At 67.6% G+C, this 12,725-nt stretch carries 11 protein-coding genes; 1 reads left to right on the top strand and 10 read right to left on the bottom strand.

Going from position 1 to position 12,725, the window contains the following annotated elements; translation table 11 throughout:
• Positions 1-96 precede the first annotated feature (96 nt).
• The 6 genes from ACIPG5_RS00700 to ACIPG5_RS00725 form a co-directional block, all read right to left on the bottom strand.
• Positions 97-1,725: a BatD family protein gene (locus tag ACIPG5_RS00700; RefSeq protein WP_401372832.1), complete on the bottom strand. Its 1,629-nt coding sequence runs from the start codon at positions 1,723-1,725 to the stop codon at positions 97-99.
• Positions 1,722-3,440: a tetratricopeptide repeat protein gene (locus ACIPG5_RS00705; protein WP_401372834.1), complete on the bottom strand. Its 1,719-nt coding sequence runs from the start codon at positions 3,438-3,440 to the stop codon at positions 1,722-1,724. Before ACIPG5_RS00705 ends, ACIPG5_RS00700 begins: the two co-directional genes overlap by 4 nt.
• Positions 3,437-4,513: a vWA domain-containing protein gene (locus ACIPG5_RS00710; protein WP_401372836.1), complete on the bottom strand. Its 1,077-nt coding sequence runs from the start codon at positions 4,511-4,513 to the stop codon at positions 3,437-3,439. The genes ACIPG5_RS00705 and ACIPG5_RS00710 overlap by 4 nt, the downstream gene beginning before the upstream one ends.
• Complete coding sequence (locus tag ACIPG5_RS00715; protein ID WP_176511855.1) at positions 4,506-5,000, bottom strand: DUF4381 domain-containing protein; 495 nt, start codon at positions 4,998-5,000, stop codon at positions 4,506-4,508. The genes ACIPG5_RS00710 and ACIPG5_RS00715 overlap by 8 nt, the downstream gene beginning before the upstream one ends.
• A complete protein-coding gene (locus tag ACIPG5_RS00720; protein ID WP_176511854.1) occupies positions 4,997-5,941 on the bottom strand; it encodes a DUF58 domain-containing protein in 945 nt (314 codons plus the stop codon). The genes ACIPG5_RS00715 and ACIPG5_RS00720 overlap by 4 nt, the downstream gene beginning before the upstream one ends.
• Before the next feature lie 185 nt (positions 5,942-6,126).
• Positions 6,127-7,086 carry a MoxR family ATPase gene (locus ACIPG5_RS00725; protein ID WP_176511853.1) on the bottom strand — a complete coding sequence of 320 codons (960 nt, stop codon included), beginning with the start codon at positions 7,084-7,086 and terminating at the stop codon, positions 6,127-6,129.
• A 184-nt stretch (positions 7,087-7,270) separates the two neighbouring features.
• Between ACIPG5_RS00725 and ACIPG5_RS00730 the strand changes: the two genes are divergently transcribed.
• A complete protein-coding gene (locus ACIPG5_RS00730) occupies positions 7,271-8,554 on the top strand; it encodes a phospholipase effector Tle1 domain-containing protein (RefSeq protein ID WP_401372839.1) in 1,284 nt (427 codons plus the stop codon).
• 51 nt (positions 8,555-8,605) lie between these two features.
• On the opposite strand, the gene ACIPG5_RS00735 is transcribed toward ACIPG5_RS00730, so the two are convergent.
• The 4 genes from ACIPG5_RS00735 to ACIPG5_RS00750 all read right to left on the bottom strand — a co-directional run bounded on the left by ACIPG5_RS00735 (position 8,606) and on the right by ACIPG5_RS00750 (position 12,517).
• The gene (locus tag ACIPG5_RS00735; protein WP_176511851.1) at positions 8,606-9,937 is read right to left on the bottom strand and encodes an MFS transporter; all 1,332 of its coding nucleotides are present in this window, start codon (positions 9,935-9,937) and stop codon (positions 8,606-8,608) included.
• A gap of 44 nt (positions 9,938-9,981) precedes the next feature.
• A complete protein-coding gene (gene lhgO / locus ACIPG5_RS00740) occupies positions 9,982-11,175 on the bottom strand; it encodes an L-2-hydroxyglutarate oxidase (protein WP_176511850.1) in 1,194 nt (397 codons plus the stop codon).
• A 103-nt stretch (positions 11,176-11,278) separates the two neighbouring features.
• Complete coding sequence (locus tag ACIPG5_RS00745; RefSeq protein WP_176511849.1) at positions 11,279-11,989, bottom strand: FadR/GntR family transcriptional regulator; 711 nt, start codon at positions 11,987-11,989, stop codon at positions 11,279-11,281.
• Positions 11,990-12,163: 174 nt separating this feature from the next.
• Positions 12,164-12,517, bottom strand: coding sequence for a hypothetical protein (locus ACIPG5_RS00750; RefSeq protein ID WP_401372842.1), 354 nt, complete (start codon positions 12,515-12,517; stop codon positions 12,164-12,166).
• Positions 12,518-12,725 lie beyond the last annotated feature (208 nt).

The raw sequence follows: 12,725 nt of genomic DNA on the forward strand, positions 1-12,725 counted from the left end.
TGGGCTTCGCGAAGGCGGGTATGGTAACCCAACCCTGGAGGTTGTGCAGTTTGCCCGGGCCCGATCGCTGGCGATCAGGCCCGAACAGGCAGTGCGTTACTTGGGATAGAGCGGCGGCAAGCTGCCACTCTCACCCGCTGGCAGCAACACCTGCTCCGCCGGTGGAATGGTGCCGATCGCCCGCAACAGATCCTCGCCCTGCCAAAACTGCCCACTCTCGCTGTACAGCGCCCCGTTCAACCCATCCAGCGCATCGGACAGCGGCACGAAGCGCGCCGCCATCTCGGCCAGGGTTTCCGGTTGCTGGCGCGCCCAGGCATCCAGCGCCTGGCGGGTAGCCTGCGGGTCGTTGGCCAGGCAGGCGCGCTTGAGGTCGTCGAGCAGAGTGCGGGGGCTTGGGCCATTCTGCGCGGCACGCAGTACGGCCGGTTGCGAGCGGGCGCGCCACCACAGCGCGAAGCCGAGCGCGGTGGTCAGGGCGAACAGCAGGGTGGCCAGCTGCCAGGGCCAGAGCAGGTGGCTGACGCCGGCGCTGTCGTCGGCGGGGGATTCCGCGCTCAGGGCCGGGTTGTCCAGCACGTCCAGGGTGCGCGCGGGCAGGCTGCTGTGTTCCAGGTGGTCTTCGCGGGTGTTCCACCAGGTGACTTCCAGTGCCGGCAGGGCCAGCTTGCCGCTGTGGGTCGGCACCAGCGCCTCGCGTTCCTCGCGGTTGGCGGTCATGCCGCGCTCGCTGATTTCGTTGCGCAGCAGCGGCTGGTCCGGGTAGCGGCGCAGGCCGACGATCTCGGTGGCCGGCAACTGCGGCAGCTGGGTGCTCGACAGGCCCTCGGCGCGCAGGGTGATGCTGCGGGTCAGGGAGTCGCCGATCTGCGGTTGCTGGGTGCTCGGGTCGGGGTTCCAGTGTTCTTCGAGGGTCAGGCTGCGCGCCGGCAGCCAGGGCGCGCCGGCCGGCCAGTCGGCGGGGATGGGGCGTACCGCCAGGCGCAGCGGCAGCGAGCTGACCTGCACCTGGCGGCCGGTCTGCCGGCCACTGCCGGCGGACGGCTGGGGGTTGTCGGCGGCGGTGGCGGTGAAGGTCAGGGGCGGGATTTCCAGGCTGCCGCTTTGCTGTGGATACAGCGCGTAGCGGGTCTCGATCACCCCATGGCGCACGCCATTGATTTCCTTTTCATAGGTGCGCGACTCGCCCAGCGGTTCGACCTTGGCGTTCTCCAGCTGCAGTGGGCTGAGGCTGCTGTCGTCGTACAGCGACACCGAATGGTAGATGCGCAGGGTCAGCACGGTCTGGGCCTGGACGTACACCTCATTGCTGTCCAGGGTGGCTTCGACGAACACCTGCGAGGCGCTGTCCTGGCGGTTGGCATCGGCTTGCAGCACCTGCAGCTCGATGGCCTGGCTGTGCGACTGGCCCAGCTGCAGCTCAGGGATGCGCAGGGTGCCGCTGCGCCGTGGCAGCAGGGTGATGATCCAGCGGGTGCTGGCGCGGGTTTCACCGTCGAGGGTGTGCAGGCTGTTGAGCTGGCGCGTGCCGCGCACCTCGAAGTCGCCTTCCAGCGCGCGCAGGTCGGGCTTGCCGAACTGGGTGACGTCCTGGCTTTCCAGGGTCAGTTCCAGGGTTTCGCCCGCTTCCAGGCGGGAGCGGTCGACGCTGGCCTGCAGGGTCGGTTCGGCCTGGGCGAGGGCGGCCCACAGCAGGCTGAGAAGCAAGACGCCGAGGCGACTCATCGTGGGGTTTCCTGATGCAATTGCTGTTCATACCAGAATTTGCGCCGCAGCAGCTCGGCCGGGTTGTCCGGGATCTCCCGCAGCCATTGTTCCAGGGCCTGGCGTTGTTCGGCATCGAGGCTGGTCGAGACCGGCCGCTGGGGCGGCTGGGTCACGCTGTCGTCATCGCCTGCCTGGTTGCCGGGGCTTGCCTGGCTGTCGCTGTTGCCTTCGCCGGGCTGTTCGGCGCTGGCCTGTTGCTCTTGACCGGGTGTGCCCTGGGCCGGGCTGCTGGCCGAGCTGCTGTTGCCCTCGGTTTCGCTGCCGGGCGTGCCTTGGGCATCGCTGTTGGTCGGTTGTTCCTCGGCTTGCGCCTCGCGCTGCTGCAGCAACTGCTGCACCAGCGCCTGGTTGGCCAGCGCCGGCTGCAGGTCGGGCTGGCGCTCCAGGGCCTGTTCGTAGGCGTCCAGGGCCGCCTCCAGCTCGCCGTCACGGGCCAGGGCATTGCCACGATTGTAGTGGGCCTCGGCGCTGTTGCCCTGGGCAAATGCCTTGGCGGCGCCGGCGTAGTCGCCGGCCTGGTACAGGGCCATGCCCAGCCATTGCGGGTCCTGGAAGTGGCGTGCGGCGTCGGCTGGGCGATTGCGCTCGAGCAGGCGCTGGCCCTGCTGGTCGGGGCGCAGCCACAGGTCGTTGAGCTCGAACGCCTGGCTGGGCTGCGGCAGCGCCAGCAGCAGCGGCAGGCAGAACAGCCAGCCCCGCCGGCCGGCGCAGGCCGCCAGCAGCAGCAGGGGGATCAGCAGCCAGTAACCCTGGTCGGCCCAGCTGTCGAGCTGCACGTTGTGGCCGTCGTTGCGCAGGCTGCGCGGGTTGTCGAACAGGCCCAGGCCGCGCAGGTCGAGGTCGTCGATGCGGGCATGGCGGTAGCGCCCGCCCGTGCCGCTGATGAAGGCCTTGAGCCCCGGGCTGTCCAGGCGCGGCACCAGAATGCCGCCTTGCGGGTCCTTGAGGAATTCGCCATTGGCCTGGCGCACCGGTGCACCTTCGGCACTGCCGATGCCCAGCATCAGCAGGCTTGGCCCCTGGCGGCCGAGGGCCTGGACGATACCTTGGCGCTCCGGCGCGCTCAGCTCCGAGCCGATCAGCAGCAGGCGGCCCTGGCCCAGCCCGCTCTGGGCCAGCAGCGCCAGGCCCTTTTGCACGGCAAGGTCGGCGCGTTGGCCGGGCTGCGGCATGATCGAGGGGTCGATCGCTTCGAGCAGGTTGCGCGTGGTGCCCAGGTCGTCGGACAGCGGCACCAGGGTATGGGCGCTGCCGGCATAGACGACCAGGGCGGTCTGGCTTTCGCTACGGTGTTCGAGCAGGTCGAGGATCTTGCGCCGGGCCTGTTCCAGGCGGTTGGGGGCAACGTCCTCGGCAAGCATCTGCGGGGTCAGCTCGAGCAGGATCACCAGCGGGTCGGCCGGGCGCTGACGGGTTTCTTCCAGGCGCTGCCAGCTCGGCCCGAGCAGGGCCAGCACCACCAGCAGCCAGGCCAGGCCCAGGGCTACCCAGGGCAGCTTGCTGTTGCTGCCACTGCCGCCACCGAGCAGCACCGGGTGGAAGGCGGCCGGCAGGATCATCTGCCAGCGCCCGGCCCGTTTGCGCCGGTGCCACAGCTTGAACAGCAGCCAGGCGAGCAGCGGCACGGCAAGCAGCCAGAGGGGGCGCAGCCATTGTGGCCAGAGGTCGATCATCGGCGCTTCCTCAGGCGTAGCCGTTTGAGGCGCTCGCGCCATTGCGGGTGCGGCTGCAGGAAGCGCGGCCGGCGCAGCGCGCGTTGCAGCAGGTTGTCTGGCCACTGCACGGCGGCCACCAGCAGCACGCTGAGCAGCAGCGCCAGGGCCAAGGGCCAGGCGTACAGGGCTTTGGCGGTACGCGCCTGGGTCGGCTGCTGGGCGACCGGTTCAAGCTGGTCGAGGGTGTCGCCGATGGCGTCCAGTTCGGCGCCATCGTGGGCGCGGAAGTAGGCGCCGTGGGTGATGTCGGCGATTTCCTTGAGCGACGCTTCGTCCAGGTCCAGGCTCGGGTTCAGCCCGAGCAGGCCCGGGGTGCCGCTGGCCTCGGGGTTGGCGCCGATGCCGATGGTGTAGATGCGCACGCCTTCCTGGGCGGCCAGGCGGGCGGCGGTCAGCGGGTGAATCTGCCCGCCGTTGTTGGCGCCGTCGGTGATCAGCACCAGCACCCGGCTCTGCGCCGGGCGTTGGCGCAGGCGCTTGACCGCAAGGCCGATGGCATCGCCGATGGCGGTGTTCTTGCCGGCGATGCCGATCTGCGCTTCGTCGAGGAAGGTGCGCACGGTGCGCCGGTCGAAGGTCAGCGGCGCCTGCAGGTAGGCCTGGCTGCCGAACAGGATCAGGCCGACGCGGTCGCCTTCGCGCGCCTGCAGGAAGTCGCCGAGCAGCGCCTTGACCAGGTCCAGGCGGCTGATGTCTTCGTCCTTCCACTGCATGTCGGGGAAGTCCATGGAGCCGGACACGTCCACCGCCACCAGCAGGTCGCGGCCGCTGGCGGCCACCGGCACCGGGTCGCCGAGCCATTGCGGGCGGGCGGCGGCCAGCAGCAGCAACAGCCAGATCAGCACGAACGGCGCCTGCTGGCGCCAGGTCGGCAGGTTCAGGCGCGCCCGGCGCCCGGCGAGGCTTTCCAGTTCATCGAGAAAGCCGACCTTGAGCACCGGCTCGCCGCTGTCGGCGGCGGGCAGCAGCAGGCGCGCCAGCCAAGGCAGCGGCAGCAGCAGGAAGATCCACGGCCAGGCCAGTTCAAACATGTTTGCGGATCCAGGTTTCGACGGCCTGGCTGAGCCCGGCAATGGCTTTGTCGTCGAGCTTGCACTCGGGCTTGTAGGCGCCTTCGACCAGCACCATCCAGCGCGTCAGGCCGGCCGCCGGGCAGCGGTTGTCGAGAAACGCCAGCCACTGGCGGCCGTTGAGGGTGTGGCTGTTGGCGCCGGGGTAGTGGTTGCGGCACAGGCGCTTGAGCAGTGCGTTGATCTGCTGCAGCCAGGCGCCGGCCGGCGCGCCGTCGTAGGGGCGGGGCAGGCGCGCAAGCTCGGCCAGGGCTTCCACGCGCACCGGGTCGAGTGGCAGTTCCGCGCGCACCACCGGGCGCTTGCCCGGGCGCCAGTGGCGCAGCCGCCACAGGCCCCAGCCCAGCAGCGGCAGCAGCGCGAGCAGCAGCCACCAGCCTGGCGCCGGTGGCCACAGGCCGATCGCCGGTGGCGCGAGCAAGGGTTGCAGCTGGTCCAGCGGGTTCATTGGCCGCTCCGTGGGCGCTGGGCGTTGAGGTACTCACGCAACTGCTCGATCATCTCGCTCTGGGTGCTCAGCGGCATCAGCAGCACCCGCAGCTTCTGCGCCATCAAGTCCCAGCGTTCGATGCGCGCTTCGGCCTGTTGACGGTAGGCCCGGCGCAGGTTGGCGTCCAGGGTGTCGAGCTCCAGTTGCGCGCTGCGCTGGGCGAAGCGCAGCAGGCCGGCGGCGGGCAAGGCATGGTCGAGTGGGTCGGAAACCGGCAGCAGCAGCAGGTCGCAATGGCGCGAGAGCATGGCCAGGTGCTGTTCGGCCTGGTCGGTGAGCGAGCGTTCGTCGCAGATCACGATGGCCAGGCTGCCCGGGCGCAGCACTTCACGGGCGCGGCGCAGGGCAAGGCCGAGGCTGTCGGCCTGGGGCGCGGCTTCGGTGTGCAGCGCCTGGTTGACCTTGGCCAGGCGGTTGAGCAGCTGCAGCAGGCTTTGCTTGCTGCGCCGCGGCTTGATTTCGTGGTGCTCGTTGTCGCCGAACACCAGCCCGCCGATGCGGTCGTTATGCCCCAGCGCGGCCCAGCCGAACAGCGCCGCGGCCTCGGCCGCCAGCACCGACTTGAACATCAGCCCCGAGCCGAAGAACAACCGCTGGCTTTGCTCGACGAGGATGAAGATGGGCCGCTCGCGCTCTTCGTGGAACAGCTTGGTATGCGGCTCCTGGGTGCGGGCAGTGACGCGCCAGTCGATGTTGCGCACGTCGTCGCCGGCCTGGTAGACGCGCACCTGGTCGAAGTCCACGCCACGCCCGCGCAGCTTGGAATGGTGCAGGCCAATCAGCGGGCTGCGCTGGCCGGGGCGGGAAAACAGCTGAATCTCGCGCACACGGTGGCGCATGTCGATCAGCTCGGCGAGGCCGATGCGGATGCCGGGGGCGGCGAGGTGCGTGGCGGGCATGGGGTCAGGCGACGAGGTCGAGGGCGCGCTGGGCAGAGGCCCCTACTTTAATGCATCCGCAGTGGTGACGACCAATGCGTTCGCTAAAAATGTGCGCGATTGCCTGGGCACGCACATTGCCCACATTGCGCTCCGTGCGTTCGAACAGCCCCTCGGAAAACCCTGGTCGAGAAGAACACCTGAGCTCAGGCGACGGCGACTACGTCGAGAATGCGCTGCACCACCCGGTCCTGGTCAACGCCAGCTGCCTCGGCTTCGAACGACAGGATGATGCGGTGGCGCAGCACATCGAACAGCACCGCCTGGATGTCTTCGGGGCTGACGAAGTCGCGCCCGGCCAGCCAGGCATGGGCACGCGCGCAGCGGTCCAGGGCGATGGAGCCGCGCGGGCTGGCGCCGTAGGCGATCCAGTCGGCCAGTTCGCTGTCGAACTTGGCCGGGGTGCGCGTGGCCATGACCAGCTGCACCAGGTATTCCTCCACCGCGTCGGCCATGTACAGGCCAAGAATTTCCTTGCGCGCGGCGAAGATCGCCAGCTGGCTGACCCGCCGCTCAGGCTTCACTTCGCCGCCCAGGGCTTCGCCGCGGGCCTGGGCGAGGATGCGGCGCTCCACGGCGGCATCGGGGAAGCCGATTTTCACGTGCATCAGGAAGCGGTCGAGCTGGGCTTCGGGCAGCGGGTAGGTGCCTTCCTGCTCGATCGGGTTCTGCGTGGCCATGACCAGAAACAGCGGCGACAGGTCATAGGTGCTGCGGCCCACGCTGACCTGGCGCTCGGCCATGGCTTCGAGCAGCGCCGACTGGACCTTGGCCGGGGCGCGGTTGATTTCGTCGGCCAGCACCAGGTTGTGGAAGATCGGCCCCTGCTGGAACACGAAGCTGCCGGTTTCCGGGCGATAGATTTCGGTGCCGGTGATATCCGCCGGCAGCAGGTCGGGGGTGAACTGGATGCGATGGAACTGCGCCTCGATACCTTCGGCCAGCTCCTTGATCGCCTTGGTCTTGGCCAGGCCCGGCGCGCCCTCCACCAGCATGTGGCCGTCGGCCAGAAGCACGATCAGCAGCCGTTCGACCAGCTTTTCCTGGCCGAGAATCTGGGTGGAAAGAAAGGTGCGTAGCGCGATCAGCGCTTCACGGTGTTCCATCGATGGCGGTTCCTGGAATGGGCAGGGCGAGCGCGAAAGGCAACTGGCCTGGCAAGGGGGGATACTTTAATCCATCCGCGGTGCCACGTCGAAATCTGCGCTCGCTGTTTGCTGCATTGGCTGATTTTCCACCGCCGCCCGCTATCGCTTGCTTGCACGCTCCCAATCATCAAGGAGCGTGAGCATGGAACAGCAGCATGGCCCAGCCCATTTGCGGGTGGGCATATTCTTCGACGGAACCGGCAACAACCAAGCCAATGCCCAGGCCGCGCAAGGCGGTGAAGGGGGCAGTTACGCCAACGCCTTGAGCAACATCGCCCTGTTGCATGCGCTGTACCCTGGCGGCCAGGTCGATGATGAATGCTTCCTCAAGTGCTATGTGCAGGGCATCGGCACCTGCCAAGGGGCACCCGACTCGGCCTTCGGCGGCGCGACTGGCCGGGGGCATGCCGGGGTCCAGGCACGTGTCGAGCAGGCCTTGGCCGCGGTGGCGCAACAGGTGCGCGACTGCCTGGCAAGCCAACCGCAGGTGTTGCCCGGCAAGATCACCTTCGACCTGTTCGGGTTCAGCCGGGGAGCGGCAGCGGCCAGGCACCTGGCCAACCGGCTGAGCGAGGCGGCAGAGGGCCTGCCGGACGAGTTGCAGTGCCACCGGGTGATCGAGTTCATCGGCCTGTTCGACACGGTGGCGGCGATCGTCGCGCCGCTGCGTGGCAACTTCGACCCTGCCAATGACGATTACGATGGCTTGCAGCTGGGCCTTGGCCAGGGCACTGCGCGGCAAGTAGTGCAGCTGGTGGCCGGCGACGAGCGGCGGCACTACTTCCCCTTGCTGCGCTGCGGCAACGACATTGTCGTGCCCGGCGTGCACTCGAACATCGGCGGCGGTTACCCCGCCACCCTGCGCGAGCAGGTGCTGTTGTGCAAACCGCAATCGAACCGGGTGCCTGCGGCCACGCCGGCAGAGCACACCCGCGCCTACGCGGCGGTGCAGGCCTTGCTGGCTTCGGCAATCGTGCAGGTGGGCGACCCGCAGCCCTGCCTGCAGGTCTGGGAGGAGCCGGTCAGCGAAGGCCGAGGCAAGCGTGAAGACCCGGAAAAACAGGTCTACGTCGCCGTGTATCGGGAGCGTGAGGTGAGCGGGCATCTGTCGCGCATCTACCTGAGCATCATGCGTGAGCTGGCCGTGAGCTGCGGCGTGCCATTCGCCGGGCTGGGTGGGGATGAGGCGCATCGGCTGCCCGAAGAGCTGCAGGCGATCAGCGAAAAACTGCACGACTATGCCCTTGGGCGTTGCCAGGGGCTGCGACTGACGCCCGCCGAGCAGGCCTTGCTGCAGCGCAAATACGTGCATACCTCGGCGCACTGGAATGCCCTGGCGGGGTTGCGCAACAGCTCGCTGGACATGCTGTACATCAACCGGCCCGAGGAAGGGGGCCGGGTCATGCATGACAATCCGCTGGGTTGAAGCCCAAGCGGCGGCAGTGCCTGCACCGTCGCAGGTACTGCCGTACACCCCTCAGTTCTTCGAGGTGGAGTGCTTGCGGCCCTGGTCGAACAGCGCGAACACCACCACCAGCACGCCGGAGATCGCCAGGATCAACGCCACGCCGTCGGTGGAGTGGGTCGCCGAGCCTGCCACCAGCGCCAGCCCGCCCAGCGGCGCCAGGCCACCGGCCACGGCGGTGCCGATCTCGCGGCCGGTGCCAAAGCCCGAAGAGCGGGTCTGGGTCGGGAACTGGCGGCTGAGGAACGAACCTTGCGGGGCGAACATCATTGGCGCGAGGATGCCGGTGCCGATGGCGATGGCCACGTAGATCAGGGTCGGCTCGCCGGTGCTCAGCAGCTGCAGGAACGGGTAGGCGAACAGTGCCGACAGCACGCCGCCGAGCATCAGCACGGTCTTGCTGCTCCAGCGGTCGCACAGCCAGCCGAAGAACGGTACGGTGAAGATCGCCACCAGGCTGGCGATGGTCACCGACAGCGAGGTGACATGCGCCTCGACCCCTTTGAACTGGGTCAGGTAGGCCAGCGAGAAGGTCTTGAAGATATAGCTCAGGGCGTTGTAGCCGATGGCCACGAAGAACACCACGGCCAGGCCTTTGAGGTCGTTTTTGAACAGCAGCTTGAGCGGCGACACCTGGGGCTGGTCGTCGACCTTGTCGTGCGCCTTCTTGAAATCGGGCGTTTCCGGGATGCTCTTGCGCACCCACAGGCCGACCGCCACCAGGGCAATGCTGGCGATGAACGGGATCCGCCAGCCGCCGGCCAGGAGGAACTCGTTGCCGTTCATGGTCAGCAGGTACACGGTCAGCGACGACAGCAGCAAACCCAGGTTCAGCCCCAATGCCGGCCAGGCGCCCTGGCTGCCGCGCTTGCCTTCGCTGGCATGCTCGTAGGAGGTGACCGCCGCGCCCGACAGCTCGGCGCCGGCGCCCAGGCCCTGGATGATGCGGATCACCACCAGCAGGATCGGTGCCCAGATGCCGATGGTGGCGTAGCTGGGGATCAGGCCGATCAGCGCGGTGCACACGCCCATCATGCAGAAGGTGATGACCAGCACGTGCTTGCGCCCGAAGCGGTCGCCCAGGTAGCCGAACAGCACGCCGCCGAAGGGTCGGGCGATGAAGCCGATGGCGAAGGTGGAGAACGCCAGCAGCGAGGCCACCGCCGGGTTGCTGGCATCGAAGAAGATCTTCGAGAACACGATCGCCGCCATGGTCGCGTAGAGGTAGAAGTCGTACCACTCCAGCATCGAGCCGAAGATGGTTGCCGCGGCTACCTTGCGCAGGCGCTTGCGTTGCTGTTGCGGGGTTTCGGTTGCGGCCAGCGCCGCCTCGTGTACCGACATCTGAGGTTCCTTATTGTCTTTGTAGTGTTGTGTTGCAGCAGTGTTCAGCGGGCCTTGAGGATCTTCTCGGCGATCATCTGGCCGATCGGGATGGCCGAGGTGGCCGCAGGCGACGGGGCATTGCAGACGTGCACCATGCGCGGGGTCTCGGCGAACAGGAAGTCATGCACCAGGGTGCCGTCGCGCATCACCGCCTGGGCGCGGATGCCGGCCTCGTAGGGCAGCAGGTCCTCGACCTCGAGCGATGGGCAGTACTTGCGGCACTGCTCCAGGTAGCCGCGCTTGAACAACGAGTTCTTCATCTCGGCGGTGCCGGAGCCGAGGTTGTTCCAGATGGTTTTCCAGAAACCGGGGAAGGCGGCGTACTCGGCCACATCGCGCCAGTTCACCGAGAACTTGCGGTAGTTCTCCCGGCCGAAGCCGAGCACGGCGTTGGGGCCGACGGTGACGCTGCCGTCGATCATGCGCGTCAGGTGCACGCCGAGGAACGGCAGTTCCGGGTCGGGGATCGGGTAGATTAGGTGGTTGACGATCTGGTTCTTGCTGGCCGGCAGGCGGTAGTACTCGCCGCGGAAGGGGATGATCTGATGGTCGATCCTGACCCCGGCCAGGCGCGCCAGGCGGTCGGATTGCAGGCCGGCGCAGGCGACCAGCTGGCGGGCGCGCCAGGTCTGGCCGTGGTCGCGGATCTCGACATGCTCGCCCAGCTCGCGGATGCCCTGCACCGTGGTGGACAGGCGCACTTCGCCGCCGGCCTGCTCGATCACCTTGGCCATGGCGTAGCACACCTGCTTGTAGTCGACGATGCCGGTGGCGTCGACGAACAGCGCGCCGAGCCCGGCGATGTTCGGCTCGCGGCGCTTGAGTTCGCCGGCGTCGAGGCGCTCGACCTTCAGGCCGTTCTGCTGCGAGCGCTGGTACAGCGCCTCCATGCGCTGCATTTCCAGCGGGTTGGAGGCCACCAGCAGCTTGCCGCAGACGTCGAAGGCGATGCCGTGTTCGCGGCAGAAGTCCTTGGTGGCCTGGGCGCCGCGCTTGCACAGCTCGGCCTTGAGGCTGCCCGGGGCGTAATAGATGCCTGCATGGATCACGCCGCTGTTGTGGCCGGTCTGGTGGCGGCCGAGGCTGGCTTCCTTTTCCAGGATCAGCAAGGACGCGCCGGGGCGCTGTTGCAGCAGGGCCATCGCGGTGGCGAGGCCGACGATGCCGCCGCCGATGATGCAGTAGTCGTAAGTCATGCAGGGGTACCTTGGTGTTCTTGTCGGTGGATCTGCTTATCAGGTTGTCAGACTAAGTAGTGCGTGCAAAAGGCCTCGCCAGGCCACGGTGAGTGCTCCGGGGTCAGTCGAGGGCGGGAAGGTCGATTTTCAGGCGTTTGGCCGAGGCGCGCAGGTGCGCTTCGGCGCAGGCGGCTGCGGCTTGCCGGTCGCCGTCGGCGATGGCCTGGTACAGCGCCTGGTGTTCGCGGTTAGCGTCTGCCGAGCCGCCTACCGAGTGGCTGGCCGAGTTTTCCCAGGCGGTGCGCCGCGCGCTGGCCAGCTGGCCGCCGAGGAAGTCGTGGAAGGCCACGAAGTAGTCGTTCTTGCTGGCTTCGGCGATGGCCCGGTGGAAGGCCACGTCGGCGGCCGAGGCGGTGGCGAAGTCGCTGCTTTTATCGAGCATGGCTTGCAGGGCCTTGGCCATGTGCGCCAGGTCATCGGCGTCACGCCGGCGCGCGGCGATGGCCGCGGCCTGGGTTTCGATCCACAGGCGCATCTCGAACATCTGCACCAGGTCAGGCGTGCGCCCTTGGCTGCCGGGGAAGCGGAACACGGTGCCGTTGGGGGTTTGCGAGATGTAGGAGCCGAGCCCGCGACGGGCGATCAGCACGCCATCAGCCTTGAGCTGCGCCACTGCCTCACGCACCACCGAGCGGCTGACATTGAGCTGTTCGGCCAGTTGCTGTTCGGTGGGCAGGCGCGATTCGGCGGCCAGGCGGCCGGCATCGATCTCGGCGCGGATGGCGCTGACAACCCGTTCGACCAGGGTGTCGGGGCGCTGGAGCTCTAGCATGGGGGCGGTTGCCTAGTGGTCAGGTTGTCAGACAATGCCTGTCGGTGGATGGGCTGTCAATATTTTCAAGGGGTTATGGAGTGTCTGTCAGGGCCCTATCGCCGGCAAGCCGGCTCCCACGCAGAGAATCTGTGGGAGCCGGCTTGCCGGCGATAGGGCCACTGCCGAAAAAGCTCAGAGCTCGCTGACGAAGGTGCCCGTGCCATCGAGAATATTGCGCAAGGTCAGCTCGACCTCTTCCAGGTCAGTGCCCGCCGAGGTCAGCACGATTTCCAGCACCTCATCGCCCTTGAGCGCATCACGGTCCCCGGCGGCCACTTCGATCAGCAAGCGCTGTGCGCTCAAGGTCACCTTCAGGCCATCGAGCGTCGAAGGCTCGTCATCGAGGGTCAGGTCGACCGTGTCCTCGTCCGGATAGCGGGTCAGCAGGAACATCTGCCCCTTGTCGCTGTGGCAGCACAAGGTCGCCATGTTGTCTTCCTCGTCATCGCAGGGGGTGGCGAAGAGCAGGGCGGTATTGATTTGCATAGCGGGCTCGGGTCAAGGAAATGAAAGGGAATTCTGACAGTGTTGTGGGCATCCATAAACGTAAAGTTACCGCCCCTTGACCGAAATTGTCGCAGCGCTGCAAGCGGCGATGACCGATCAGTCGTTAAGCTTCGGCGAGCCCTGAACTTTACGTCCGGCTTGCCACGGGTTGGCTATCGTTGATCCGTGACCGTCGGACGCACGCGAC

It is taken from the genome of Pseudomonas sp. NPDC087029 (genome assembly GCF_044745345.1).
Classification (GTDB): domain Bacteria; phylum Pseudomonadota; class Gammaproteobacteria; order Pseudomonadales; family Pseudomonadaceae; genus Aquipseudomonas; species Aquipseudomonas faucium.

Bases quoted from the DNA above. Each gene is read 5' to 3' on its own strand.
- ACIPG5_RS00700 (WP_401372832.1), bottom strand. From the start codon at position 1,725: ATGAGTCGCCTCGGCGTCTTGCTTCTCAGCCTGCTGTGGGCCGCCCTC.
- ACIPG5_RS00705 (WP_401372834.1), bottom strand. From the start codon at position 3,440: ATGATCGACCTCTGGCCACAATGGCTGCGCCCCCTCTGGCTGCTTGCC.
- ACIPG5_RS00710 (WP_401372836.1), bottom strand. From the start codon at position 4,513: ATGTTTGAACTGGCCTGGCCGTGGATCTTCCTGCTGCTGCCGCTGCCT.
- ACIPG5_RS00715 (WP_176511855.1), bottom strand. From the start codon at position 5,000: ATGAACCCGCTGGACCAGCTGCAACCCTTGCTCGCGCCACCGGCGATC.
- ACIPG5_RS00720 (WP_176511854.1), bottom strand. From the start codon at position 5,941: ATGCCCGCCACGCACCTCGCCGCCCCCGGCATCCGCATCGGCCTCGCC.
- ACIPG5_RS00725 (WP_176511853.1), bottom strand. From the start codon at position 7,086: ATGGAACACCGTGAAGCGCTGATCGCGCTACGCACCTTTCTTTCCACC.
- ACIPG5_RS00730 (WP_401372839.1), top strand. From the start codon at position 7,271: ATGGAACAGCAGCATGGCCCAGCCCATTTGCGGGTGGGCATATTCTTC.
- ACIPG5_RS00735 (WP_176511851.1), bottom strand. From the start codon at position 9,937: ATGTCGGTACACGAGGCGGCGCTGGCCGCAACCGAAACCCCGCAACAG.
- lhgO (WP_176511850.1), bottom strand. From the start codon at position 11,175: ATGACTTACGACTACTGCATCATCGGCGGCGGCATCGTCGGCCTCGCC.
- ACIPG5_RS00745 (WP_176511849.1), bottom strand. From the start codon at position 11,989: ATGCTAGAGCTCCAGCGCCCCGACACCCTGGTCGAACGGGTTGTCAGC.
- ACIPG5_RS00750 (WP_401372842.1), bottom strand. From the start codon at position 12,517: ATGCAAATCAATACCGCCCTGCTCTTCGCCACCCCCTGCGATGACGAG.